General features: G+C 65.9%; 24 protein-coding genes and 1 pseudogene. 13 read left to right on the top strand and 12 right to left on the bottom strand.

Features of this window, described 5'->3' with window-relative positions; all coding sequences use genetic code 11:
• Nucleotides 1–128 precede the first annotated feature (128 nt).
• A pseudogene (locus tag CDN99_RS15890) lies at nucleotides 129–521 on the top strand (diguanylate cyclase domain-containing protein).
• A 160-nt stretch (nucleotides 522–681) separates the two neighbouring features.
• Nucleotides 682–1,902, top strand: a complete 1,221-nt coding sequence (locus tag CDN99_RS15885) for an HD-GYP domain-containing protein (RefSeq protein WP_310732482.1) — start codon at nucleotides 682–684, stop codon at nucleotides 1,900–1,902.
• Nucleotides 1,903–1,966: 64 nt separating this feature from the next.
• Here the strand turns inward: CDN99_RS15885 and CDN99_RS15880 are convergent, their stop codons facing one another.
• Together CDN99_RS15880 and fur are read right to left on the bottom strand one after the other, a co-directional pair.
• Nucleotides 1,967–2,923, bottom strand: a complete 957-nt coding sequence (locus tag CDN99_RS15880; RefSeq protein ID WP_088385829.1) for an FRG domain-containing protein — start codon at nucleotides 2,921–2,923, stop codon at nucleotides 1,967–1,969.
• Between the two features lie 256 nt (nucleotides 2,924–3,179).
• Nucleotides 3,180–3,605 (bottom strand): ferric iron uptake transcriptional regulator, encoded by a 426-nt coding sequence (fur, locus tag CDN99_RS15875; RefSeq protein ID WP_088385828.1) that lies wholly within the window; start codon nucleotides 3,603–3,605, stop codon nucleotides 3,180–3,182.
• A gap of 490 nt (nucleotides 3,606–4,095) precedes the next feature.
• On the opposite strand from fur, the gene CDN99_RS15870 reads away from it, so the two are divergent.
• The 6 genes from CDN99_RS15870 to CDN99_RS15845 all read left to right on the top strand — a co-directional run bounded on the left by CDN99_RS15870 (nucleotide 4,096) and on the right by CDN99_RS15845 (nucleotide 9,249).
• Nucleotides 4,096–4,800 carry a c-type cytochrome gene (locus CDN99_RS15870; RefSeq protein WP_088385869.1) on the top strand — a complete coding sequence of 235 codons (705 nt, stop codon included), beginning with the start codon at nucleotides 4,096–4,098 and terminating at the stop codon, nucleotides 4,798–4,800.
• A 71-nt stretch (nucleotides 4,801–4,871) separates the two neighbouring features.
• A complete protein-coding gene (locus CDN99_RS15865; RefSeq protein ID WP_375134449.1) occupies nucleotides 4,872–6,092 on the top strand; it encodes a c-type cytochrome in 1,221 nt (406 codons plus the stop codon).
• Nucleotides 6,089–6,268: a hypothetical protein gene (locus tag CDN99_RS15860; RefSeq protein ID WP_088385826.1), complete on the top strand. Its 180-nt coding sequence runs from the start codon at nucleotides 6,089–6,091 to the stop codon at nucleotides 6,266–6,268. Before CDN99_RS15865 ends, CDN99_RS15860 begins: the two co-directional genes overlap by 4 nt.
• Nucleotides 6,269–6,333: 65 nt before the next feature.
• Nucleotides 6,334–6,831, top strand: a complete 498-nt coding sequence (locus CDN99_RS15855) for a cupredoxin domain-containing protein (RefSeq protein ID WP_375134448.1) — start codon at nucleotides 6,334–6,336, stop codon at nucleotides 6,829–6,831.
• The gene (locus CDN99_RS15850; RefSeq protein WP_088385825.1) at nucleotides 6,818–8,440 is read left to right on the top strand and encodes a cbb3-type cytochrome c oxidase subunit I; all 1,623 of its coding nucleotides are present in this window, start codon (nucleotides 6,818–6,820) and stop codon (nucleotides 8,438–8,440) included. Before CDN99_RS15855 ends, CDN99_RS15850 begins: the two co-directional genes overlap by 14 nt.
• Nucleotides 8,440–9,249, top strand: a complete 810-nt coding sequence (locus CDN99_RS15845) for a c-type cytochrome (protein WP_238139547.1) — start codon at nucleotides 8,440–8,442, stop codon at nucleotides 9,247–9,249. Before CDN99_RS15850 ends, CDN99_RS15845 begins: the two co-directional genes overlap by 1 nt.
• Before the next feature lie 19 nt (nucleotides 9,250–9,268).
• Here the strand turns inward: CDN99_RS15845 and CDN99_RS15840 are convergent, their stop codons facing one another.
• Genes CDN99_RS15840 through CDN99_RS15830 form a run of 4 tightly spaced genes read right to left on the bottom strand, consistent with a single transcriptional unit; the run spans nucleotide 9,269 to nucleotide 11,636 of the window.
• The gene (locus tag CDN99_RS15840) at nucleotides 9,269–9,814 is read right to left on the bottom strand and encodes a PD-(D/E)XK nuclease family protein (protein ID WP_088385823.1); all 546 of its coding nucleotides are present in this window, start codon (nucleotides 9,812–9,814) and stop codon (nucleotides 9,269–9,271) included.
• Nucleotides 9,807–10,238, bottom strand: a complete 432-nt coding sequence (locus CDN99_RS15835; protein WP_141100819.1) for a CFI-box extended C-terminal domain-containing protein — start codon at nucleotides 10,236–10,238, stop codon at nucleotides 9,807–9,809. Before CDN99_RS15835 ends, CDN99_RS15840 begins: the two co-directional genes overlap by 8 nt.
• A gap of 10 nt (nucleotides 10,239–10,248) precedes the next feature.
• Nucleotides 10,249–10,581, bottom strand: a complete 333-nt coding sequence (locus CDN99_RS28265) for a hypothetical protein (RefSeq protein ID WP_141100818.1) — start codon at nucleotides 10,579–10,581, stop codon at nucleotides 10,249–10,251.
• Entirely contained in the window at nucleotides 10,578–11,636 is a 1,059-nt protein-coding gene (locus tag CDN99_RS15830; RefSeq protein WP_088385821.1) for a PRTRC system protein D, read from the bottom strand. The genes CDN99_RS28265 and CDN99_RS15830 overlap by 4 nt, the downstream gene beginning before the upstream one ends.
• A 1,010-nt stretch (nucleotides 11,637–12,646) precedes the next feature.
• On the opposite strand from CDN99_RS15830, the gene CDN99_RS15825 reads away from it, so the two are divergent.
• From CDN99_RS15825 to CDN99_RS15810, 4 genes are all read left to right on the top strand, one after another.
• Complete coding sequence (locus CDN99_RS15825) at nucleotides 12,647–13,915, top strand: tyrosine-type recombinase/integrase (protein ID WP_158218857.1); 1,269 nt, start codon at nucleotides 12,647–12,649, stop codon at nucleotides 13,913–13,915.
• A gap of 12 nt (nucleotides 13,916–13,927) precedes the next feature.
• The gene (locus CDN99_RS15820; protein ID WP_088385819.1) at nucleotides 13,928–14,188 is read left to right on the top strand and encodes a hypothetical protein; all 261 of its coding nucleotides are present in this window, start codon (nucleotides 13,928–13,930) and stop codon (nucleotides 14,186–14,188) included.
• 129 nt (nucleotides 14,189–14,317) lie between these two features.
• A complete protein-coding gene (locus CDN99_RS15815; RefSeq protein WP_088385818.1) occupies nucleotides 14,318–14,695 on the top strand; it encodes a hypothetical protein in 378 nt (125 codons plus the stop codon).
• A gap of 47 nt (nucleotides 14,696–14,742) precedes the next feature.
• Nucleotides 14,743–15,081, top strand: a complete 339-nt coding sequence (locus CDN99_RS15810; RefSeq protein WP_088385817.1) for a cupin domain-containing protein — start codon at nucleotides 14,743–14,745, stop codon at nucleotides 15,079–15,081.
• Here CDN99_RS15810 and CDN99_RS15805 read toward each other — a convergent pair.
• The 4 genes from CDN99_RS15805 to CDN99_RS15790 all read right to left on the bottom strand — a co-directional run bounded on the left by CDN99_RS15805 (nucleotide 15,022) and on the right by CDN99_RS15790 (nucleotide 19,867).
• Complete coding sequence (locus CDN99_RS15805) at nucleotides 15,022–15,297, bottom strand: DUF3079 domain-containing protein (protein WP_088385816.1); 276 nt, start codon at nucleotides 15,295–15,297, stop codon at nucleotides 15,022–15,024. The two genes, CDN99_RS15810 and CDN99_RS15805, sit on opposite strands and share 60 nt — an antisense overlap.
• 19 nt (nucleotides 15,298–15,316) lie before the next feature.
• Entirely contained in the window at nucleotides 15,317–15,964 is a 648-nt protein-coding gene (locus tag CDN99_RS15800; protein WP_088385815.1) for a hypothetical protein, read from the bottom strand.
• A 4-nt stretch (nucleotides 15,965–15,968) separates the two neighbouring features.
• A complete protein-coding gene (hemN, locus tag CDN99_RS15795) occupies nucleotides 15,969–17,378 on the bottom strand; it encodes an oxygen-independent coproporphyrinogen III oxidase (protein ID WP_088385814.1) in 1,410 nt (469 codons plus the stop codon).
• A 167-nt stretch (nucleotides 17,379–17,545) separates the two neighbouring features.
• Entirely contained in the window at nucleotides 17,546–19,867 is a 2,322-nt protein-coding gene (locus CDN99_RS15790) for a hybrid sensor histidine kinase/response regulator (RefSeq protein WP_088385813.1), read from the bottom strand.
• Nucleotides 19,868–20,166: 299 nt separating this feature from the next.
• Between CDN99_RS15790 and CDN99_RS15785 the strand changes: the two genes are divergently transcribed.
• Nucleotides 20,167–20,607 (top strand): helix-turn-helix domain-containing protein, encoded by a 441-nt coding sequence (locus CDN99_RS15785; RefSeq protein ID WP_141100817.1) that lies wholly within the window; start codon nucleotides 20,167–20,169, stop codon nucleotides 20,605–20,607.
• A gap of 83 nt (nucleotides 20,608–20,690) precedes the next feature.
• Here CDN99_RS15785 and CDN99_RS15780 read toward each other — a convergent pair whose 3' ends face one another.
• Both CDN99_RS15780 and CDN99_RS15775 read right to left on the bottom strand, forming a co-directional pair.
• Complete coding sequence (locus CDN99_RS15780; RefSeq protein WP_088385811.1) at nucleotides 20,691–23,255, bottom strand: sensor domain-containing protein; 2,565 nt, start codon at nucleotides 23,253–23,255, stop codon at nucleotides 20,691–20,693.
• Nucleotides 23,197–23,736, bottom strand: a complete 540-nt coding sequence (locus CDN99_RS15775) for a CHASE3 domain-containing protein (RefSeq protein WP_088385810.1) — start codon at nucleotides 23,734–23,736, stop codon at nucleotides 23,197–23,199. The genes CDN99_RS15780 and CDN99_RS15775 overlap by 59 nt, the downstream gene beginning before the upstream one ends.
• Between the last annotated feature and the right edge of the window lie 39 nt (nucleotides 23,737–23,775).

The following is a 23,775-nucleotide window of genomic DNA, read 5'->3' as shown; positions in this document are numbered from 1 at the left end:
TCGGACGGGTGTGCCAAGCCCCCTGCCCCGCAGCGAACTCAGATCAACGTCATCGGCGCCGTTTCGCCGGATTGCCGCGGTGGCAGGTAGATGTGGAAGCATGCGCCGCCGCCCTCGCGGTTCTCGGCATGGATGCGGCCGCCGTGCTGAGGCTGGTCGCCGACCGGGTCTCACGCTGCATCCGCAAACAGGACACCTTGGCCAGGATGGGCGGCGACGAATTCACCATCCTTCTTCCCTAAGTGAGCGGCCATCGCAACGCAGACGCCGCCGTCGCCCGCGTCAAGGCTGCGCTGACCAACCCCTTCGCGATGATGGGTGGACATCGCGTGCCGATCTCCAGCAGCTTCGGCTACGCCCTTTCGTCCGAACACGGCAGCACGGCGGACGAACTGCTGCGTCACGCCGACCGCCTGATGTACGACGCAAAGCGAGGCGATATCGAGCAACGGATTGCGTCAGATCAAAGAACGTCGAATGGCGCGGAGAAAAGCCGTTCACTTCAAGAGGCAGAAGGTTGATATTGGTCAAGCTGGGCCACGACTCGGCCCGTCGCGGGCTGTGCCGGACCAAAGTGTTGATGGATCGAAGCGCCGTGCTGTAAGCACCGAGCACGAAAACGCGCGGAAGGCGTGCCGACAACAACATACATGAGGGGATATTTTGAAGACGCGAATTCCCGTGACCGACCTCCAACTCGGCATGTACATCCACAAGCTAGGAGGGTCCTGGCTTAAGCATCCATTCATGCGAGGCAGCTTCCTACTTACCGAAGCGCGTGACCTCGCCGCAATACGAGAGTGCGGCATCAACGAGGTGTGGATCGACCCACGGCTCGGGCAGATGCCGACCGCAACACAGCAGGCTGCTTCGGGACCTGAAGGCGGGCAGATTCTCGCCGCCGAGCCTTCGCCGGCCGCCATCGCGGAAATTGCTCCTGCAGCCGTCGCCAAACCTGCGGACAGTCGAGAAGCCCTGGTGCAGGAGATCGAGCGCGCGCGACGCATCTGCCTGTCCGCGAAGTCGCAGGTCAAGGACATGCTGCAAGCAGCCCGCCTAGGCAAGGCCATCGATTCGGACACGACGCAGTTGCTGGTTCGCGAGATCGCCGCTTCGGTGGAGCGACACCCCGTCGCGCTGCTGAGCGTCGCGCGGTTGAAGACCCATGACGACTACACCTACATGCATTCGGTGGCCGTGTGTGCGCTGATGATCGCAATGGCCAGGCAGCTTGGCTTCGACGAAGAGCGCACGCGCCTGGCCGGCATCGGCGGTCTCATGCATGACCTGGGCAAGGCTGCGATGCCGCTCGATGTGCTCAACAAGCCTGGCAAGCTCACAGACGCGGAGTTCAACGTGATGCGCAGCCACCCGCTCGCCGGTGCGGAAATGCTCCGCGCGAACGGCGCGAGCCCGGACGTTGTCGACATTGCTCTTCATCATCACGAGAAGATCGACGGCACGGGCTACCCGCACAAGCTCAAGGGTGACGGCATCTCCGAACTGGCGCGCATGGGCGCGATCTGCGACGTCTACGACGCAGTGACCTCCCAGCGTGCCTACAAGGAGCCCTGGAACCCCGCCGCGGCGATGCATCAGATGGCGAAGTGGGAGGGTCATTTCGACAAGGCCCTGTTCAACGCCTTCGTGAAGTCGGTCGGCATCTATCCGGTTGGATCGCTCGTCAAGCTGGCATCGCAGCGCCTGGCCATCGTCATCGCGCCCGGTACCGAATCGCTCCTCTCTCCCGTCGTGCGGGTCTTCTTCTCGCTCAAGTCCAAGGAGCAGATCCCGGTACAGACCATCGACCTGGGAGCGTCCAGCGTCAAGGACCGCATTGTCGGCCCCGAAGACCCCGCCAAGTGGGGCTTCCGAGGCATCGATGAGCTCTGGATGAAATAGCTCGCGCCTCTCGCGGATGTGACCAAAAGCTGGCAACGCGGCCGAAGGGCGCGGCGGAGTTGCTCTACTGACTGGTCGCCATCCACATGCCGGCGCACCGATCCGAAACGGCAAAACGGGAAGACCAGTAGCGGTAGCTGTGCTCCCGTTCAGCAGCCTCGTCGAAGAAGGCCTCGGCTGCGGCCAGAGGGATCAGGTCGACCTCGCTGAGTTGCCCGGGCGAGCTCCCCTCCCTCACCTTCGTGACAAACGGGGCGGGAGCAATATGACGCGAGAGCCACAGCGCAATTTCATCGGGTAGCTTGCCATGCTCCTGGACCATGGAATCGACGGCGAGCTGCAGGGCCCCAGCGGCAGGGTCCGTGGCGGTCGCCAACAGCGCTCGCGAAGTCTGGAACCGCACCTTGTCGTCAGCCTGAAGGGTGAAGCCAACCCATCGTGAACCCAACTCCTCGGTGCATGCGTCTGCCTTGATGTCGGTGTGCCGGTGGTTGTAGAGGGCGAACGCATGCTGTCGGCGTGGTCGGTGCGCGAGATCGTGATTTCGCAGGTCGATGAGAATCGAAGAGCGAACCAGCGAGGCGGTCGGGAACACGCCTACATAGCCCTGAGCGCCAACTGCGCCGCTGCTCGCGAAATACCCCGCCACTTCAACGCTGCTCGTCAGATCAATGAGTTCCGTCGGCAACCCATAGTGCTGCGCATATCCGGCCGAATCCATCATCGGCATAGGTATGAATTCGCGAATCTGGCATTCCAGCATCCGGGCAATCTTGGGCAGCAACTGGCGTGCACGCTCCGAAAGAGTCGGGTCAGTGGCAATTCGCTGCATCGTGGCCGTCGTCGCGGAGTACTGCGATGCCTCGCCGCGGAAGAGAAAACTGGGCACGCGCACCACGCCGAGACTTGTCTGCCCGCGCCGATCGTGCGCCTGCACCGCAGTCGTTCCGCCATAGGTAGCCTGCACATGGGCGAGACACTCGGCAAGTGTCGAAAAGTCCTGCTCGACGTGGATCGGCATCTTCGCCTCCGTAGACCGATCTGCATCACTGCCGCGGCGATGACTCTCGATTCGCGACGCCGCGTCCAGGATAGTCCTGCTATGCCCCGCTGGCTTCCGCAAGATTGCCCATTTGTTGGGCAGGGAACCTGCGCGCGACGCGAACCCCGATCGAATCGCCGGGCAGGTTCATGGGGCACGAGTTGCCCCCAGGGTTATCCACAGCAGATGTGGGCAACTTTGGGCGTCGTCCGCGCCCACGACGAGCGCCGAAGCGTCAAGGCTTTCGGCAGTCCGGCGAACCGCACAGGCCGTACATGGCCAGAGAATGCTCCTGAAGCTGGAATCCTCGCTCTGCGGCGATTTCTCGCTGACGCTGCTCAAGGACGGGATCGAAGAATTCCTGCACCCTGCCGCACCGCAGGCACACCATGTGGTCGTGGTGCTGCCCCTCATTCAACTCGAAGACCGCGCGCCCGCCCTCGAAGTGCAGGCGGTTGAGTAGGCCTGCTTCGGTGAATTGCATGAGCACTCGGTAGATGGTGGCGAGACCGACATCCGCCCCATCGGCGAGCAGGATCTTGTAGATGTCCTCCGCGGTCAGGTGACGCTCGCCCGTCCGCTGGAAAACCTCGAGCACCTTCAGGCGCGGCAGCGTCGCCTTCAAGCCGCTCGTCTTCAAGTCGTCCAATCGGTTGTTCATACCGGCCCCTGTGATGCCTCCGGCTCATTGTCCGCCGCCGGACCACGACATCGGACTCTCATCGGCTGACGCTGGAGTCCTGTGCGATCTGCGCACAGACGATCGAGCCGCAACGCGATTGTCGAGCCTCAACGCGCTGCCTTTGATACCGACGCCGGGGAAAGGCCTCGGCCCTAGCCGAGAGCCGAGAAGATTTCTCAACACCACGGCTGCTTGAGCCTACAACGGCTCCAGGGACTTGTAGGAAGCTGCTGGTTGCATGCACCGCTTTGGAGCGCTAGGATTTTTGCAAGCAAGCAGGTATCGACGGCTTCGCGACTCGACAGGCGGCAGGTTTTCTTTGCCGTCGGCCAGAGGCGCGACAAATGCACAGGGAGCCACCGATGTACTTCCGTTGTTCCGTATCAGCATCCGCGCCCAACGCGGCCGGCCTTCGCTGGCAAGTATCTGGAGTCGACGAGTGACGAGCGCGCCGACCATTCGCGCGGCGATGCGATATGTGCTGCTCGCGGGAGGCCTCGGCATCTGCAACGTGGTCTGTGCCCAGACCGATGCCATCCCCTCGTTCAAGTCGGTGGATTCGATCGAAGCCCGCGTCCAGGGCTGCGTAACCTGCCACGGACAAAGCGGCCAAGGCACGAACAACGGCTACTTTCCCCGCATCGCCGGCAAGCCCGCCGGCTACCTCTACAACCAACTGGCTGCCTTCCGCGATGGAAGGCGAAGGTATGCTCCGATGAACTATCTGGTGGCCTACCTGCCTGACGCCTATCTCAAGGAGATCGCCGAGCACTTCGCACAACAACGCCCTCCGTTCGCAGCCAAGGAAACGGCCACCGTCGACAACGCGACGCTGGGCCGCGGCAAGTCCTTGATCCTCGTTGGTGACGCGACCAAGGGCGTCCCAGCGTGCGTTGCATGTCATGGCTCGGCCTTGACGGGCATGGAGCCGGGCATCCCGGGCCTCGTGGGGTTGCGTCCGACCTACATCGTCGCGCAGATCACGCGATGGCGGGTCGGCGAGAGACATGCGGCTGAGCCAGACTGCATGAAGCGAGTCGCCATGCGGTTGTCAGACGAAGACGTCACGGCGGTCGCCGCTTGGCTTTCACAGCAACCGGAGCCGAAGAATCCAGCGCCCGAGTCCTCCAACCTCGTGCGCATGCCCTTCGCGTGCGGCAGCCAGCAGCGGTGAGTGGTATGAGACGTGCACTTCGCCTGCTTCTTGCGCTCGGCGTTCTCGCGTTGCTGGGCGTCGGCGTGCTGATGTGGCTGCATCCGGGCGCCCTCCCCGAGGGACCGAAAGGTCCCGCCGTCAGCGCGACGACCCAGATCATTACGCAGGGAGAGTACCTCGCGCGCGCAGGTGATTGCGTGGCATGCCACACGGAGGCCAACGGCAAGGCCTTCGCCGGCGGCCGCGCGATGCCCACGCCGTTCGGCGCCCTGTACGTCCCCAACATCACGCCCGACGATGAGACGGGCATCGGCAAATGGACCGCGGACGACTTCTATCGAATGATGCACACGGGCGTCTCCAAGGACGGGACGCTGCTTTATCCGGCGATGCCGTTCGCCTCGTACACCAAGGTGACGCGAACGGACTCCGACGCAATCTATGCGTACTTGATGTCCGTCCCGCCTGTGAAGCAACGCAACCGGCCACACGAGCTGAAGTTCCCGTTCAACAACCGCGACCTGCTCCTCGGTTGGCGCACGCTCTACTTCAAGGAAGGCGAGTTCGTCCCGGACCCGAGGCAGACCGGCGAGTGGAACCGCGGCGCCTATCTGGTCCAAGGCCTTGGCCATTGCGCGATGTGCCACACCGCGATCAACGCGCTGGGTGGCTCAAGCGAGTCCAAGGCCTTCGAGGGCGGCATGATCCCGAACCAGAATTGGTACGCCCCTTCGCTCACCTCCAATCGCGAAGCGGGCCTTGGAAACTGGGACATCAAGGACATCGTCGACTTGTTGCAGGTTGGGGTCTCGCACAGGGGCACGACCTACGGTCCGATGGCCGAGGTGGTCTACAACAGCCTCCAGTACCTTTCCGACGAGGATGTGAAGGCGATGGCCGTATACCTGAAGGCGTTGCCCCAGAGGGACTCGGAGCCACCTCCCACCAGCCAGGCCCGGCTCGTCAGCCCCGGGGTGATGGAGATGGGGCGCAAGGTCTATGCGACGCAGTGCGCCATGTGCCACGGCGACGAGGGCAAGGGGCACACGCCGGCCTATCCACCGCTCGCCGGCAACCAATCCATCACCATGGCCTCACCCGTCAATTCGATCCGCATGGTGCTGAATGGCGGCTACGCCCCGGGCACGAAAAAGAACCCCAGGCCTCACGGCATGCCGCCGTTCAGCCACATCCTCAGCGATGAAGAGGTCGCCGCGGTGGTGACGTACATCCGCGTCGCATGGGACAACAGCGGCACGCCGGTCACCCCGGCCCAGGCCAATGAACTGCGCAGACTGCTGCCCGAATGAAGGGAGACCAGGTGACGGAACAACAACTTGAGGAAGAGGATCGTCGAGTCGACGAGATTGTCCGCAAGGGCCCGTCAGGCGCGTTCGCGGTGGCCGGCATCGCGACCGCCATCGTCGTAGCGATCTACTTCGCCTTTTACCTGTTCGCGTTCCTCCCGCGGGGAGCCGTCCAGTGAGCGCCGCCCTGCCCGGAAGTGAGGGCGAGGCGATTGCCGTCGCCGCTGAGCGGCGTTGGGCGATCATCGTCCTGGGCATCATTGCGTTGCTCGGTGCAATGATGGTCGTGACGGGCCTCCACTGGGCCTCGATGCCGCCTTCGCGCGTCGAGACGATCGACGTGAAGACGGTACACCTCAAGGGCGAGTTCGTCGAAAGCAATCTGGGCACCGCGCTCGGGCCTGACGGCAAAGTCACGGTGCGACTGATCGCTCAGCAGTACTCCTTCGTCCCGCAGTGCATCGTGGTGCCGGAAGGCATGCCGGTGACATTCAGGGGAACGGCTACCGACGCGATCCATGGTTTCGTCGTCGGCAAGACCAACGCCAACACCATGCTCGTTCCTGGCTTCGTGGCCACGTTCACTGCGACCTTCCCGAAGGCCGGCGAGCAACTGATGCCGTGCCACGAATACTGCGGGACAGGACACGAAGCGATGTGGGCCCGAGTGCAGGTATTGCCCCGCGACGAGTTCCTGGCCAGGTCCCGCGGTGGTGAAAGGATGAGCTGTGTTCCACGCTAAGAAGCTTGTCCTGGCGCACTTCTGGGTCGCCTTCATCGCCTTCTTCGGCGCCCTCGTCCTGGGCGCATGGCAGATGTACATCCGCAGCCCGCTGTCCACCTGGGTCAACAACCCGGAGCACTACTACCGTTCGGTCACCGCGCACGGCACCGTCATGGCCTATGTCCTGCCCACGCTGGTCGCCATGGGCTTCGGATATGCGATCACAGAGCTGGCGCTCAAACGGCCGCTGATCGGGCTTCGCTGGGCCTGGGGCGGCTTCTGGTTGGTCGTCTTGGGGACTGCCGTCGCCGCCGTGACGATGGGCCTGGGCAAGGCCTCAGTGCTCTACACGTTCTACCCACCGATGCTGGCGAGCCCGTTCTACTACCTCGGCGTCGTTCTGGTGGTGGTCGGCTCATGGATCTGGGTCGCGCTGATGGCGATCAACCTGCGTGCGTGGAAGAAGGAGAACCCCGGCGCTTCGGTGCCGCTGGCGATGTACGGCAACACCGCAGGTGCCTTCCTGTGGGCCTGGACCTCGCTCGGTGCAGCCATCGAGGTGCTGGTACTGATCCTGCCGGCGTCGCTGGGCCTGACGGACACCATCAACGCGGGGCTCGCGCGGGTCTTCTTCTCGTGGACGCTGCACGCCATCGTCTACTTCTGGCTGATGCCGACGTACATCGTGTTCTACACGATCGTGCCACGCGCCATCGGCGGCAGGCTCTACAGCGACACCATGGGTCGCGCGTCCTTCGCGTTGTTCCTCGTGTTCTCGATGCCGATCGGCATCCACCACCTGTTCGCAGATCCCCAGGTCGGTGCCGGCTTCAAGTTCGTCCACGCGGTGATGACCGCCATGGTCTCGGTGCCTACGCTGCTGACGGTCTTCACCATCGTGGCCTCCGTCGAGATAGCCGGGCGGCTGCGCGGGGGCCAGGGGCTCTTCGGCTGGGTGAAGACACTGCCTTGGGGCAACCCGATGATGCTGGCCGTGACCTTCTCGTTCGTGATGCTCGGGTTCGGCGGTGCCGGCGGCATCATCAACATGAGCTACCAGCTGAACGAGACCATTCACAACACGCAGTGGGTCACCGGGCACTTTCATCTGATCTTCGCCGGTGCGATCGTGCTGATGTACTTCATGGCGGCTTACGAGTTGTGGCCGCAGCTCACGGGTTGCGCGCCGATCTCGCCCGGCCTGATCAAGGCGCAGATCTGGCTTTGGTTCGTCGGCATGATGATCCTGTCTATGCCTTGGCACCTGGTGGGCCTGCTGGGCATGCCTCGCCGCATGGCGTACTACGACTACAGCCATCCTGACATCGCGCCGCAGGCCTGGACCGTCACCGCCTCGGCAATCGGTGGCTTCATCTTGCTGGCCTCAGGCGTCTTGCTGATCTATGCCTTGGCGACCGCAGCTCGGCACAGAGCCAAGATCGTGGAGCCGTTCGAATTCAGCCGCCCCGCACACCCCCATGGCCACACGCCGGTCGCCTTGAACGGTCTGGGATTGTGGGTCGCGATGATGGTGGCGCTGACGCTGGTGAACTACGGCTACCCGATCGTTCAGTTGGCACTGCTCCCGGACGCCTACGTCCCGGTCATTCCAATCGGGAGTCGATGATGCGCGAGAGCGGCACTTTTGGCTGGTCCAATCCCATCGTTCGACGAAGTGTCGTTGGCCTTGTCCTGCTCGCGCTCGGGTCCGCGCTGGTGGGTTTCATCTGGCTTCCGAGTGCGCAGGCAGATTTCAGTGCGCAGGGTCTATGGGCGAGCATTTGTCGCGCCGCTGGTGTCCCGACGAACTGGAACAACGACAGCGCCGCAAAGGCAAGGCCCACGGCAACCAATGTCGTGCTCGATCGCTCGATGACCCGTGAAGGGAGCAACGATGCCGTTGGCCGCGGCGCGACGCTGGCGCTGAACTGCACGATGTGCCACGGCGCCCAGGGAGCCAGCAAGTCCGACGCGCCCAACCTCGCGGGGCAGTACCCGGAAGTCGTGATCAAGCAGTTGAAGGACTATCAGAGCGGCAAGCGAGGGAGTCCGATCATGGAGGCCCTGGCAAAGCGGTTGAGCGAGAAGGACATCAACGACCTGGCCGCCTACTACGCCTATCTTCCCAAGGCGCGAACCGCGCCGACGACCTATGACGAGTCCCTGCCCGCCCTGGTGCGCGTAGGAGCTCCGCTGCGCAACATCGCTCCCTGCGTGTCCTGTCACGGCGGGATCGATCAAAAACTGGGTGCGCCCTGGATCGAAGGTATGCCGAAGGAGTACCTGGTCCAGCAGCTGAAGGCGTTCAGATCCGGCGAGCGCCGCAACGACTCGCAGGCGCAGATGCGCAGCATCGCGATCCCCATGACGGACGCCGAGATTGAGGAAGTCGCGGTGTTCTATGCCAGAAAGTCCAGCACCGGCGGTGAGAACTGAACCCGGCGAGTTTGCCGACTCATCGATCGTGAAAGGTGGCCGCGCAGCGGTCACAGTGAGAACACCTTTTGCATTGAGCATTCGAGCGTGCAGGCGTCGGGTCACTGATCCTGCCGATGCGGATTTGGCGGTATCGTTTCGCCATGCTGTCGATTTCGTCGCGACCAAGCAAGCGCACGCGGTGCGGCCGCCGACTGCCGGTGTTGGAACTTTGGACCACCACCCACGCGTCCATGGATACCGGCTCGCCCGTCTGATCCTGCAGAGCAAGGCGCTGCACCGACATCTCGACCACGTCGACCATGTAGACGACGTCCGAAAGGCGCGTTTTCAGCTCGACCAGCTTGAGCTGGCCTTCAAGGCGATAGGCGCGATCCAGCTTGGCGATCAGTCCGTTGCGCGCCGACCGGAATGTTTGCTCCGCAAAGGCAACCTCGGCGCCGACCAACTCGCGGGGTAGCCCGCGCTCGTCGCCGCCCCCCGCACCATTGCGCAGCCGCGCGAAGAGTACGGCCGACGCCACGAACAGCATCAAAACGAAGATGGCACCCCAGGCGTCATGCATGGTCAGCTCCCAGCGCCTTCTCGACGAGCATCGTTGCGATCGCGGACAGCAGGCGTAGTGGCGCTCGGCAGGCGCGCACCAGGCGCGGCCTCAGGCGCATCCAATCGCACAGCGACGGGGACAGTCGGTAGTAGGCGTAGATGAAGCAGCGACCCGCCGCCGTGCGCCTCAGGTAGAGATCCCGAAAGGCACGCAGTGCGCGCGTCTCGTCGCATTCGCCGAGCGCTAGCGTCGCGACGAAGCAATATCCCTTGCGCGCGCTGTTCCGGGCGATGCGCTGGCTCTCGCGGTAGAACTCGTCGTGCGCCCGCGTTCCGCGCGCTTGGGCAGCGCGCCGCTCAGGCGTGGGCTGCTGTCCAAACGCAGCGTCGAACGCCACTTGACGTTCGCAGTAGGCCATCTGCGCCAACTCGCTGGCGCTCACGAAAGCATCGTCACGCCTTCCTCGCATCTGCGTCTCCTTCAGGTTGCTCCCAGGCTGCTACGAGACTGCCGCCTGTCACCCCCGGCGGCAGGTGCCGCGTCAGAGCGTCATCGTGTCCTGCAGCGTGCTCGGCTTGCGGGCCGCTGATCGGCGCAGGTGGCGCACTCGCCAGGGCCAGCGAGCCGGAGCGCTCGAGCAACAGACCTTTGGCGGCAAGGTCCTTCAGGCGTCCGGTCCGACGCTTCGCGTCCTTGACCGCCGACAGCGCATGAAAGAGATCCGGTGTTTCATCCGCCGCGAGGCTCAGCTTCATCTGCAGCTTGGCGCCGGCTGCGGCAGTCATGGCCGCGCCTCCGTCGCAGTTGTCGCAGCTGTCGCAGATCCTGCCAGTTCGTGGGCGAGGTCAGGCTTCTCGCGGGCGTAGAGCTCGCCGAGAAGCTGAAAGCCTCGCACGTTGGCATAGATCGGCTCGTTCACTTCGTGGATCTCGTGGCGCGGGAAATGCTTCTTGACCGCCTTGCGGAACAGCTGCGCCCCGCCACCAACGAGGACGATGTTTTCGATCTGGTCCTTGCCGTCGAGGCTCTGCACCATCGCGACCACCGCCTGGTCAGCCACCTTCTGCACGATGGTGTCGTAGCGCTTCAGGTCGTACTCGCGCTGATAGGCCCTCAACTTCTTGCCGCTGCGCAATGCCAGATCGATGGCTTCGAGGTTTCGGTAGTCCTCCTTCAGTTCGCGGCCGATCTCCCTCGCGATGGCCAGGAGCACGTCGGACACGCCGCGCGTGACTGAGTCGCTCATCTTCGTCACCACCTTCATGCCATGGGTCACCAGCCAGTCGAAGGTCCGCGATCCCACATCCACCACCAGGCTGCGACCCTGGGCTACGGAACTCGGCGCGCCCAGCTGCGTCGCGTACGCGAAGAGTGCGCCTTGCGGCTGCGCGACTGCGATCACACGTCCGAGACTGACCTTGCGCTTGCGCCCGACGTCCAACGTCAGGCCCGACAACTTCTCCAGCGCTGCCTTCTTGGCAACGTACTGCGCCACCGGCAGGCCCAGCACCAGCAAGTCAACCCTGTCGACCTTCATGAAGTGCAGCGCGCCGGCGAGCAATGCGCGGTACTCGGGCGTCTCAGAAAATCCGTCATGCAGATTTCGCCCACGAAATCGGTCCGAAGCAAGCTCCACGTCCGGTCCCACTTCGTAGTACAGCCCGTCGACATGCGGGGCGACCGTTTTTCGCTTCGTGCCCATCGCGTCCTGTGCTGCATCGCCGAACATGAAGTAGGCGATCGAGGGGAACTGGGCACAGTCGATCTTGCCAGGCGTCGAGGCCACGACGTACTTGGTGTTGCCGAAGCCGACGTCGATGGCACGGATGATGGGAGCCATGGATAGAGCCTTTCACTGGAGTCTTGGGCGCCGAGCATGTCCGGCGCGATCAACGCGCGCATATCGGAAATCCGGGCCTCCAGCCATCGAGAAGCGAGTCCCAGGGCCCTTGTCGGGTCCCGTGGCGGGCCTGCACGAGGACCGTCGCCACTTTCGCCACGTCGCCGAAGCCGCGGCGCGTCCCCGCTCGGGTCCCGCAAGAGCCCCATCGGCAGCGCGTCCAAGCCTGCGGCAGAGGCGCGCCGCAGGTTCCGGAAACCGGAAGCCAAACCAGAGGTCGGCCGGATTGCTTGTCAACCCGAGGAGAGCATCGCCCTCAAGCTGGGAGTTAGCATCTAGACGCCGTGTGTCAACACATTTGAATTCCTCGGCATCGCGCTTGACAGCAGCGGAGTGGGTGGTGTCAACTTGGCGTCGAGCTTTGTGTGCCTGCCACGAAATCGCAGGTCGGACGCTGTGTTCCGGTGGCCTTTCTCTCACGCCACGAAGAGGCAGTCGTTTGCGGTCGTGACCCGCCCTCGCATCTCGCTCCGCTGGAGCCCGCCGCGCCTGACGCGGTGACCCCCTTCCTCCTTGCGATCCGCCCTTGAGGCGATCCCCTGACCTGCCCGCGTGCCTATGAGCATGCTGGCCCCCGTCCGCGTAGCCGCAGAGCCGCGCAGAACCCCCGAGCCTTCGTCAACCGCCCCTGTGAGGGCGCCCGGCTGCCGTCGCCCCCATGAGGCGCGACCGCCGGTGCCATGACGCGGCCCCGATCTCGCCGTTGGTAGGGCGAGCGTCCGTCCGTCGGGAAGCACCGGGAACCACGATCACCTATGAGCCCAGGCCCTGAGCCTGGGATGGCGAGCGCCGTCCACAGAGACGTCGCCGCCCGCACCGCAAGGTGCACCGGAGTCCCCGCGCGGAAACGCGCGCGGTCTGCCATGCGTAGTTTTTTTTACGCCCCTACCAGTGGCCAGCCTGGCCGCAAACCCGGACGCATCGACGTGGCCTTGAGGTCGCCCACGCCGATGGCTTTGCTCGACCTCGAAACAACCGCGCACGTCGGGACGTCGACGCGCGGTTGCGCTGTGCCCTCCACGTCCCACCCCGTTCAACGGCCGCCCTGGCTCAAGCGGCCTCTGTTCTGGAGTTGCAACATGACTGTGAAGCAAGTGCCGCGAGCCGGCACCGTTCCCGGCCCCGACGGCGGAGGCCATGCCCGGCGCCACGCCGCCGGCTCGGCCCGCGATCCCGACGCCATCCTGGCCCGCCTGCCCATGGGCACGCGTGACTACGTGCGCGTGCTAGGCGCCATCCTGCTCAAGCACAACCATGAGCACAGCGCGAAGCACAAGGGCGTGTCGTTCAAGACCATGCGCGATCGCGAGCGCTTTCTCGTGAGTTTCTTTCGCGAACTGCGGCGCACGACGCAGTACCGCCGCGTGGACCCGCGACAACTTGCCAACCGTCACATCGAGGCAATGCTGGAGCGCTGGCTCGCACGCAAGCTGGCTACCGCGACCATCCACAACTACCTGAGCTTCCTGCGTACCTTCGCCGGCTGGATCGGCAAGCCGGGCATGGTGCGCGAGCCGCAGCATTACGTCGGCAGCGAGTCGCAGCATGCGCACCGCAGCCAAGTTGCGACTCGTGACCACAGCTGGAGCGCGCACGAAGTTGACATCGCGTCCAAGATCGCCGAGATCGCGGCGCTCGACAGCTGGGTCGGCCTGCAGGTCGAGCTCTGCGCCGCCTTCGGCATGCGTGGCAAGGAAGCACGCCACTTCCGGCTGCACGGCGCCGTGATCGCGCGCGAGGCAGCCAATCCCCGTGATGCGACGGCTTTCCCTGAGTGCAACGCCTTCTTGCGCATCGTGCACGGCACAAAGGGCGGCCGACCGCGCGACGTGCCGATACGCACAGACGCGCAACGCGAGTTGCTGGAGCGTGTGGCTGCGTCCGTGGCGCCCGGCATGTACGTCGGCCGGCCAGGGATGACCGCCCAGCAGTCCCAGTCCCGCTTCTACTACGTGATCCGCAAGTGCGGGATCTCCAAGAAGCAGCTCGGCGTCGTGGCCCACGGTTTGCGCCATCAACACGTCAACGACGCTTTCGAGGCCGACGCGGGCGCGCCCTCACCGGTGCGCGGCGCGACGTCACGAGCGGCCGGCGACGAAGCCGCGCGTCAGCGCGCCGCCCGTCTGCTCGGACACAACCGCCTGCAGGTGACCTCGTGCTACCTGGGCAGCCCGTCAACTACACGGTGCCCCGCCGAAGCCGCCAACGATCCAACCTGATGGAGAGCCAACATGCTGAACCTCGACCAACTCATCGCGATCGAAGACCAAGCGGCACGGGCTTGCGCGGGCTGGCTGCGCCGGCAGGCCGCAGAGATCCGCGCCGACCTGCCCTCGCTTGAGGGCGAACTCCTTGCCCATGCGCAGGCGCTGCTCGTCAAACTTGAGCATCTGGAGCGCAGCGACCGCCCGGCATCGATACCGAACGGGGAGCCAGACTACCTCTGCCCCGCACTGACGCTGCCGGGAATGCCGTTCTCCGCGGTGGCTTGACCGCCACCGACTCCGGACCGCGCGTCACGCCCGTGCCACGGTCCGGCCTGCACACTTCACGCGCGAGGTCGCCGTCAACGCTGCAGCGGTGCCCGGGGCCGATGGGACAATGGCGCCTCACTCCTACCCATGATGACCGATGCCCCCGCCGAAAGGCCTTCCGTCCTGCTCCCCGAGGACATCGCCGCCAAGCTGAACGACCTGGACGAAATGGTCGTGCTCCTTCGCAAGGCCGTGCCCGCCGACAAGACCTGGGGCCGGCAACTGACCGCGCAACTGCGGAACGCGGATGGTTGCGTGGAGGTGCTACGGCTGACCCTGCTGCTGCACAAGCCGGTGCCAGAAGTGGCAGCGGCGTCCAGCCAAGTCCGCATGGTGATTGCCGCGATCGACGCGTCCGCGGCGGGAGGTCGAGCCGACCTGACGACGCGGTTGGCGCTGGTGCACATGCACCGGCTGGCAAAGACAGTAGATCGCCACTTTCAGTCCTTGGCCGAACGCGGCTGAGCGGCGGCGCCCCCGTAGCACCAGGTAGTGCAGCACAGGAGATCATCATGGCACTTCAGCACGTCACCCCCGGCGAGCCGTGGGATATCAAACCCTTGGGGGCGTCACTGTCAGGCGCCAAGACCGCTGCGCTGTTCAAGGCTGAGCACCTGGAGGTCATCCGACTGGTGCTGGCCGCCGGCAGCGTGCTGCCGCCGCACCGGGTTCCCGGCGACATCACGCTGCAATGCCTGGAAGGGGAACTGCGCGTCGAAGCGCAAGGCAAGGATCGACGCCTCGCCGCGGGCCAGTTGCTGTTCCTGCCGGGCGATGCGCTGCACAAGGTTTCAGCGGTCCAGGATTCCAGCGCCCTGCTCACGATCGCCTTGCTCCGCTCCGGCGGGTAGGCGCGCAACCTGAGGCTGCGCGACCCTGTCGCCACTGCCCGTCGCTGGCTGTGCATCGAGCCCCCAGGCCATCCAGTCGTCGCCGAACAGCTCTGACGGATGCGGCGTGGCGATGCTGCCGTTGCCGCACTGCAGCGAGTCGGCCGGGCAGTATCGGTCGCAACCCCAGCAGATCCGCTCGGGGTTGGCGGGCTTGATGGGGAAGCGCTTGGCCATGCGGCCTTCCTGTTCGGAGTCAGGCGGCCTGCAGGTCGCCAGGCCTGTGCCCCGGGTGATCGACCGGGCAGACCATGAACACGGCACGGTCTCGCCCGAACTCCAATAGCAACGAGCGTACCCGGTCGCGCCAGATCGAGCCCAGCCGAAGCTCCTCCTCGGCCGTCGCTCGGCCGGCGGCGACTCGCTTCATCAAGCCGTCGATCTCGGGAACGTCGGGCATGACGGACAGATCCGCCCCGACGTCGACGGCCTCCCGCGTGTCCAAGCGGGTGAAACGAAGCGGCATCAGCAGCTCGGGTTTGCTGCGGATCAGGCCGGCCCGGCTGAACCGGCCGCCGAGGCCCTTGAAGCCCGAGCCCCCGGCAGCGCCGGTCAGCATTTGGACCACCGTCGCGATGACGCCGCTGCTGCCGGAGCGCGCATCGTCGCGGAACTCGACCTTGATGCCGCCACGCTGTGGCAGTGCGTCCGGGTAGAGGCGCTCCAGGGCGAGGAAAGTGAGCCAGTAGGCCGATGCCACTGTCGGGCATCCGTGCCCCGCAATGCGCACCGCGTCCGCAAAGCTGTACTCCAGCACGCCATCCTCGGCACAGCCGAAGACGCGCGCCAGCGGATCCTGGACCCGCAGGCGGGGAATCTCGTCGAAGAAGTCAGGCAGTTTCATCGGGCTAGACGATCTTGGAGAAGCGCCGGCGGTCTTGCGCCGCCTGCAGATGCCGGTCGAACACCATGGCCACCGCGCGCACGAGGAACCAGCCGACGACGGTCACCTGCACGGCCCGCGCTTCAAGTTCGACCAGGCCGGCATCTGCCATCGCGCGCAGCGCGGCCAGTTCCTTCGCGAAGTAGGCGTCGACCACCACGCTGAACTGGCGCTCCACCTCGTCGAACTCCAGGCGTCCCTGGCACATCAGCGCCATGATGACGCTGCGCCGCAATTCGTCGTCCGGGTTCAGCGCGTAGCCCCGGACTACGGGCAGTTGACCTCGCTGAATGCTCTCGTAGTACTCGGGCAGGGTCTTCGCGTTCTGGTAGTACGCCGAGCCGACCCGGCCGATGGCTGATACGCCCAGCGCGACCAGATCGCAGTCGTGCTGCGTGCTGTAACCCTGGAAGTTGCGATGCAGCCGCCCTTCCCGTTTGGCGATGGCCAGCGAGTCCTGCGGCAGCGCGAAGTGGTCCATGCCGATGTAGTCGTATCCGCGGGCAAGGAACCCTTCGACTGCGCCTCCCAGCATCGCGATGCGGTGTGCCGGCACGGGCAGGTCCGCCTCGTGGATGCGCCGCTGCGGCTTGAACCGTTCGGGCAGGTGCGCATAGGCGTACAGCGCGATGCGGTCGGGGCGCAGTTCGCTGATCTGCTCGATAGTCCGGGCGAAGCTCTCGGGCGTTTGCCTGGGCAGTCCGTAGATGAGGTCCGCGTTGATCGACTCGTAGCCCAGTTCCCGGGCGCTGAGCATGAGCCCGCGGACCATGTCGAAGGACTGCTCTCGATGGACGGCCTTCTGCACTTCCGGGTCAAAGTCCTGGACGCCGAAGCTCAGCCGGTTGAAGCCCAGGCTGCGGAAGTGCGCCAGCCGCTGCGGCGTGACGGTTCGCGGGTCGACCTCGATCGAGATCTCCGAGGTCGGTGTCAGCCGGAAGGCGGCCCCCAGCGCGGCCATCACGCGCGCGAGCTCGTCGTCGGAAAGAAAAGTCGGGGAACCGCCGCCAAAATGCAGTTGGGACACCGGCCGACCCACGCCGAGGGACCGGACCACCAGCGCCAGTTCGGCCTCGAGCATGTCGAGGTACTGAACCGCGCGCTCGTGGTGCTTCGTGATGATCTTGTTGCAGCCGCAGTAGTAGCAGAGCTGCTCGCAGAACGGAATATGGATGTAAAGAGACAGCGGCGCGCTGGGACTGCGAGCGCGTAGATCCGACAGCACCTGGAGGGTATCGCCGGGGCCGAAGGTTTCGCCGAAGCGATCCGCCGTCGGGTAGGACGTGTAGCGGGGGCCGGGGGTGTCGAACTTGCGCAGGAACTCCTCGGTCAGGAGCGCCCGTATGTCGGAAGCAGGGATGAGCGCGGTGGGCATGTCGTGGGCTGGCGGCACGTCGCGCCACGGGCCGCTCACTTGGGCAGCAGCACCCGCAACAAGAACATGCATTTGCAATGCACCTATTGTCGATACAGGCTGCCCGGAGGGCTTGATCCTGATCAACTCACGGGCGCATCTGCGCCGCAACTTGGGCCGCCCTGCCCTCAGGAACTGGCGCTGCGTCCAGGGCGAGGCGCATCGTCGAGGCTAGCGAAACCAGAGTCCGAACTAGCTCGGGCGGTATCCATGGCCGACGCCAGGCGGCGCGCGACGCGGTCGATCTCGTAGGGCTTGGGCACGAAGACGACGTCGGGCGCCTCCTCGATGCGGATGGGATGGCCGCTCGCCAGGATCACGGGCAGCGCCGGCCGTAAGACGGCGAGGGTGCGGGCCAGGTCGACGCCGCTGCGCGTGCCCGGCATCACGATGTCGGAGAGCAGCACGTCGACATCGACGCCCGTCTGCAGCAGCGCCAGGGCCTCGTCCGCCGTCGTGGCCGTGGTCACCGAGAAGCCGTGCTCGGCCAGTGCCTGGGCCGTCACCTCGCGCACCAGGTCATCGTCCTCGACCAGCAGCACGCTCCCACTGAACTGGATGCAGGGTGCGGTCCCGCCAGCGGGACTCGCCGGCGCCGCGTCCGCGCTGCTCGACGACTGCGGCAGCCAGATCGTCACCCGCGCGCCCTCCCCCGGTTCGCTCTGCAGCGTCACCGTCCCGCCGGACTGGGTAGCGAAGGCGTAGACCTGCGCCAGCCCCAGGCCCGTGCCCTTGCCGACCTCCTTGGTCGTGAAGAAGGGCTCGAACGCCCGCGACGCCTGCTCGGCGCTCATACCCTCGCCGTCGTCAACCACCGCCAGCCGGACGAAAGGCTGATCGACAAGGCCTTCGGGCAGCTCGCCCGGCCCGTGGACACTGGCCTCAATGGTGATGTGACCCTTGCCCGACATGGCGTCGCGCGCGTTGAGTACCAGGTTCAGCACGGCGAGCTCGAGGTGGACCGGGTCGGTCTTCACCGTGCCCAGCGGCTTGGCAATCTCGAAGGCGAGCTCGATGGAGCTGCCCGCGGCGCCGCGCAGCAGCGGCACCAGGTCGTCCACCTCGGTCTCCACATCCACCACCGCCTGGTGGCCGCCCTTGCGCCGCCCCAGAGACAACAGTTGCCGGGTCAGTTGCGCCGCGCGCTCCGTGGCGCGCTGGCAGGCCTCCAATGCCTTGCTGCCGCGCGGATCCTGGCTGAGCCGCCGCGCCAGCAGCAGACCGGTGGTCATGGTCTGCAGCAGGTTGTTGAAGTCGTGGGCGATGCCACCCGTGAGGCGCCCCAGCGCCTCCAGCTTCTGGCTCCTCACGGCCCCTTCCTGCACCGCCTTCGAGGCGCTTACGGCGGCCTCGACCTCGCTGCGCAGCCGCTGGTCGGCCTCCTGCCGCTCGCGGCTGGCGCGGGCCAGCGCGGACTGCACGGGATCGATTTCCGGGATGCCGGTGGAGCACTCCGGCACGCTGTGGCCCTCGCCCAGCAGCGTCGCCTGCTTCGACAGCTCCCGCAGCGGCGACAGGACGGAATGCGTGATGCGACGGGCCACGCTCAGCGTCAGGAACGCGAAGCCGAGTGACATAGCCAGCGTGACGCCGAAGGCGAGCCACGCCCCCTGGGCTAGGCGCGACCGGCTCAGCGACACGATCACGAGCCAGTCCGAGCCCGCCGCCTTGCTGAACACGCCGAACACGGGTTCACCGTCGAGGTTGTTGGTCTTCACGACGCCTTGGCGTGCCGTGGCCACCGCGGTCCGGGTGTACTCGCTGATGCGCTGGCCGATGCGTCGCTGCGCGTCGACCGTGCGGGCCACGACATAGCCCCGGCTGTCCATGACCGTCCCGAGCCAGCCGTCCGGCAGCGGCTGCTCCTTGAAGAGGCTCTGCAGCTGAGAGACGTTGCTGTAGAGCCCTAGGTACATCGGCTGTCCGTTGACCTCCACCGGCACCCTCACCCCGAACGCCGCGCCCTGGCGCTCGGCGGCCGGCAGCAGGTCCGAGACGTTCTTGTTGGCGCCGCCGGCAGCGGCAAAGCGGGTCGGGCCCAGTTGCTGTTCGTTCGGCGGTGAGGCGGTACTGAGCCGGTCCTTGCCGTCCGCATCCGTGAGCACGATGACGTCGACCGGATCACGCTCGACCAGCTTGGCCTCGTCCCAGAACACCGAGAGCTCGCCGCGGCGCAGCGATGGTGAGGCGGCCAGCCCGGTCAGCAGTGCGGACCGCACGGCCAACTCCCGCTCCACGACGGATGCCAGGGCCTGCGCCGTCTGGCCCGCCGCATGCACCGTCGACTCCTTCTCGGCCTTGAAGACCGCGTAGCCGGCAAAGCCGCTCAGCAACAGCGAGGACAAGGCCATCAGCGCCACGAGCCCGCGCAGTTTCGCGCTGATACTGGCGAAGAATTTGCGGCGTGGCGGGCTGACCGCCGAAGTCGATGCGAAAGCGTGATCGGCCATCGAATCATTCTAGGTTTGCCCCCCGCGCACTCCCCGGGACACTCCCGATGCGCTCGCCGCACGGCGAAGCACCTTCGGGGGACGCTCTGCTCGGCAGTCGGCCAGGCGGCGTGGGCCACGGGTTGTATGCGCGCCGCCGCACCGCGAGGGCTTCGGTGCAGCGACGGCGCGGGCGTCCACGCGTGTAGGTAAATTGCCTACGCTGGTTGCAGCGAATTCACCACCAACACCGGCGCGGTCCGCCCGCAGACCCATGGTAGTGCGCTTCGGAGAATGTCTCCCCGAAGACCCGATCCGCCATGAAAATCTTGCTTGCCGATGCCTCCGACGCCTTTAGAGAGGAATTGCAGGAGCGCTTGAGCGACGTGCCCAGCGCCATCGTCGTGGGCACGACCGTCAGCGAAGAACAGACCGTCCTGGTCACTGCGCTGAGCCGGCCCGACGTGCTGCTCATCGCTCCTCAACTGGCCGACGGCACGGGCTGCTCGGCGCTGGAGCGCCTGCGCAGTGCCGGGTTCCAGGGCACCGCCTACGCGATGGTCGCGGGCGGCAACGGCGCCTGCGGTGCCGACTGCGCCGGCTCGGGCGTCGACGCCTTCTACGACAAGGGGCAGGACCTGGACCGGCTGGTCGACACGATCAGCCTGCTGGCGCAGGATCCCTACTCTGTGATAGCCGGCACCATCGAGCTGCCGCGCACGCGCCAAGCCCGCTGCAGTTGCCCGCAACGCTGCGAGTAGTCCCGGCACCGAAGGCCGTCGGGAACCAACTGCCGTCGACCGTTACGAACACCTCGCCGGCTAGCCCCGGCCGGGCGTCGCGGTCAGGCGCGCCGGTCGCGGCCTGCCCCCTTGGCACGATAGGCCGCCGCATCCGCGTCGTCCACCAGGCCCTGCCAGCCTTTGCCGGGATCGAGGCCGTGCGCCACGCCCACACTGGCGCTCACCTTGACTTGCACGTCGCCGATCGTGAACGGCAGCCGTGCGATCTCGACGATCTTGTCGGCTACGGCATCTGCATGAGTCTGCGTGCGCACGTCGTTGAGCACCACGGCGAACTCGTCGCCGCCCATGCGCGCCACGGCATCACCGGGCCGCACGATGCTTCGCACCCGCTCCGCGAACTGGCGCAGCAGCTCGTCCCCGACCGCGTGGCCGTAGGTGTCGTTAACGGGCTTGAAGTGGTCCAAGTCGATGAACAGCAGCGCGGTCGTCGCGCCTGAAGCGCCGTCGCCCCGCGCAGCCAGATGGTGGTTGAAGCCGACCCGGTTGAGCACGCCGGTCAGCGAGTCGCGCTCGGCCAGCATCAGCAGCCGCTTCTCCTCGTTGCGTTGCAGCGTGATGTCCTGGGCCACCGCCACCATGCCGGCCACGCTGCCGTCCTCCATGCGCAGCGGCGCGTAGTTGACGCTGAGGTGCTGGTTCAGCACCGCCTCGGGATAGTCTTTCTCGTAGCTCACGGTTTCGCCGGCCAGCGCGCGCTGCGCCCACGGCAGGCTGCGCTCGTACTCGTGCTGCCCGAACAGCTCGGCGATGCCGCGCCCAATCACCTCGTCGCGGCGCCTGCCGCGCCAGCGCTCGAAGGCCCGGTTGACCACCATGTAGCGGAGGTCCACGTCAAAAACGGCGACCATGGCGGGCACCGATTCGACGATGGCGCCCAGCGTGGCGGTCTGCTGCCGAAGCGCCTTGCGCGCCGCGACCCGCTCCGAGATGTCGCGCATGACTGAGGAGTAGCGAGTGATCTGACCCTCGCCGCCGCCGCGGTGGGCAATCACCATGTGATTCACGGGCGTGATCTGGCCGCCGGGCAGCAGCACCGTCGTCTCGCCGATCCAGACGCCCTGCTCTCGCACCGCCGGCGTGATCTCCTGGCTGTAGCGCTCGCGGACGTCGTCCGTGATGAACTCCAGGTACGAGCGGCCATGGGCGAGATCGTCGGTCGCCAGCCCCAGGGCGCGGCAGGCCGCCGGGTTGAGGTAGTTGATGCGCCCCTCCCAATCCGTCTGGATGACCAGATCGGTGCTCTGCTCCAGGATCTCATTGAGCTCGCGCAGCCGACGCTCGGCCGCTTGCTGCGCGGTGACGTCGATGCTGATCGCGTAGACGCCGATCACGTTGCCGTCCGGCGCGACGTCGGGGATCCATTGGCTCTGCGTCGTCTTGATCTCGTCACCGATGTGCTCCTCGTAGGTCTGGTGCTCCGCGCGGCCCGCGAAGGCCGCCTCGTACCAGCCCATGACCACCTCTTCCTGCGGTCCGCGGATGAGGTCGGCGCGCTTGCGGCCGAGGATCTCCTCCAGCGCGAGCCCGATGCGCCGCTGCTGCGCCGCGTTGGCGAAGCGGAAGCGCCGCTCGCGGTCCAGATAGGCCAGGCGCACCGGCAGGCTGTCGGTGATCTGGCGCAGGAAGCGTTCGCTCTCGGCAAGCTGCTCTTCAAGCAGCTTGCGTTCGGTGATGTCCTGCAGCGCACCGACAATCCTCACCGGCGCGCCATTCGCGTCGCGCTCGACCTCGCCCGCGCTGCGCACCCAGATGCGATTGCCACGCGCGGTGATCATGGGGAGTTCAAGGTCGAAGGGCACGCCCTCTTCCAGCCCGGCCCGCGAGGCCTCGGCAATGCGGGTGCGCGCGGCCCCTTCATAGAAGCTCACCGCGTTCTCCCTCGTCGGGATGAAATCGTCCGCGGCCTCGTGGATGCGGCGGACCTGCTCCGACCAGTGCACGCGGTTGGTCCGCAGGTCAACCTCCCAGCCGCCGATGCCCGCCACCCGTCCGGTGCGGTCGAGAAACTCCTTGCTGGCGCGCAGCTCGTCCTCGGCCTTGCGGCGATCAGTGATGTCGCGGCCGACCGAATGGATGACCGCCTCCCCGTTGGCGCTGCGTTGCAGTGCGTTGGACCAGGCGATCCAGCGATCCCGGCCGTCCGTTGCCCTGATGCGGTTCTCGCCGAGCCCCGGCTGGCCAGTCCTGACCACGCCCTCGATCAGCTGCCGCACTGCGGGGACGTCGGTCTGCTCTACGAAGTCGAAGAGGTTGCGCCCCACCAGGGCTTGCTGCTCGGCACTGAACGCCCTGGCGAAGGCAGGATTGACGTAGATCAGATGGCCATCCGGTTGCGCCAGCAGCACGAGTTCCTGTTGGTCCTCCACGATCGCCCTGTGCCGCGCCTCGCTCTGGGCCAGTTCTCTTGCCCAGCGGCGTTGAGATGCGAAGAGCAGCGAGGTCTGCAGGCCGGTCAGCAGCGTGCACACGACCAGGGCGACCACCGCCCAGCTGGTAAACCGGCGCGTGAACAGCATGCCCGACACCATGTTGGCCACGACCGCATCACGGTCCGCACGGAGGGTGTCCAGGGCGCGGTCCAGTTCGCTGCGGGCCTGCGACATGTAGTTCAAGCCGGCGTGTGTTCAAGAGGTCCAGGGCCGCCGTGAGTTGACCCGTCTCGCGCAGCCTGATCGCCTCGGCCATCTCGGCGAGCTTCAGATCGGCGAGCTTGCGGATGCCACCGACGCGGCCGGCGATGTCCGGCGTGTCCACGGGGTGGGGCCGAAGCGCCTCAAGCAGCCGGGGCAGTTCGTCGCGGGCCTTCAGGTAAGGCTGCAGGTAGACCGGTTTGCCGGTCAGCAGGTATCCGCGCTGGGCGGTCTCGGCGTCCGCCAAGGCGCTGAGCACCATCTGCAATTGCCGGATGCGAGCGTTCAACTCGAGCTGCCGGTTCATTTCGCGGCTGGCTTGGTCCCCCTGCGCCGAGTAGTGCAGCGTGCCGGCCACGAGCACGAGCAGCGCAAAACTCATCGCGGTCACCGTAGCCCACAGCCAGATGCGCAGCCGGCGTCTTTCTTGCCCGTTTCCCCAACCCAACTCCATCTCCTTGACCTATTTCTTATTTCTTGGCCGGCTGTAACA

Source organism: Roseateles aquatilis, assembly GCF_002205645.1.
In the GTDB taxonomy this organism is placed as follows: Bacteria; Pseudomonadota; Gammaproteobacteria; order Burkholderiales; family Burkholderiaceae_C; genus Roseateles; species Roseateles aquatilis.
Note: the sequence above shows the minus strand (reverse complement) of the source record. Positions and strands in the feature narration are given on the sequence as shown.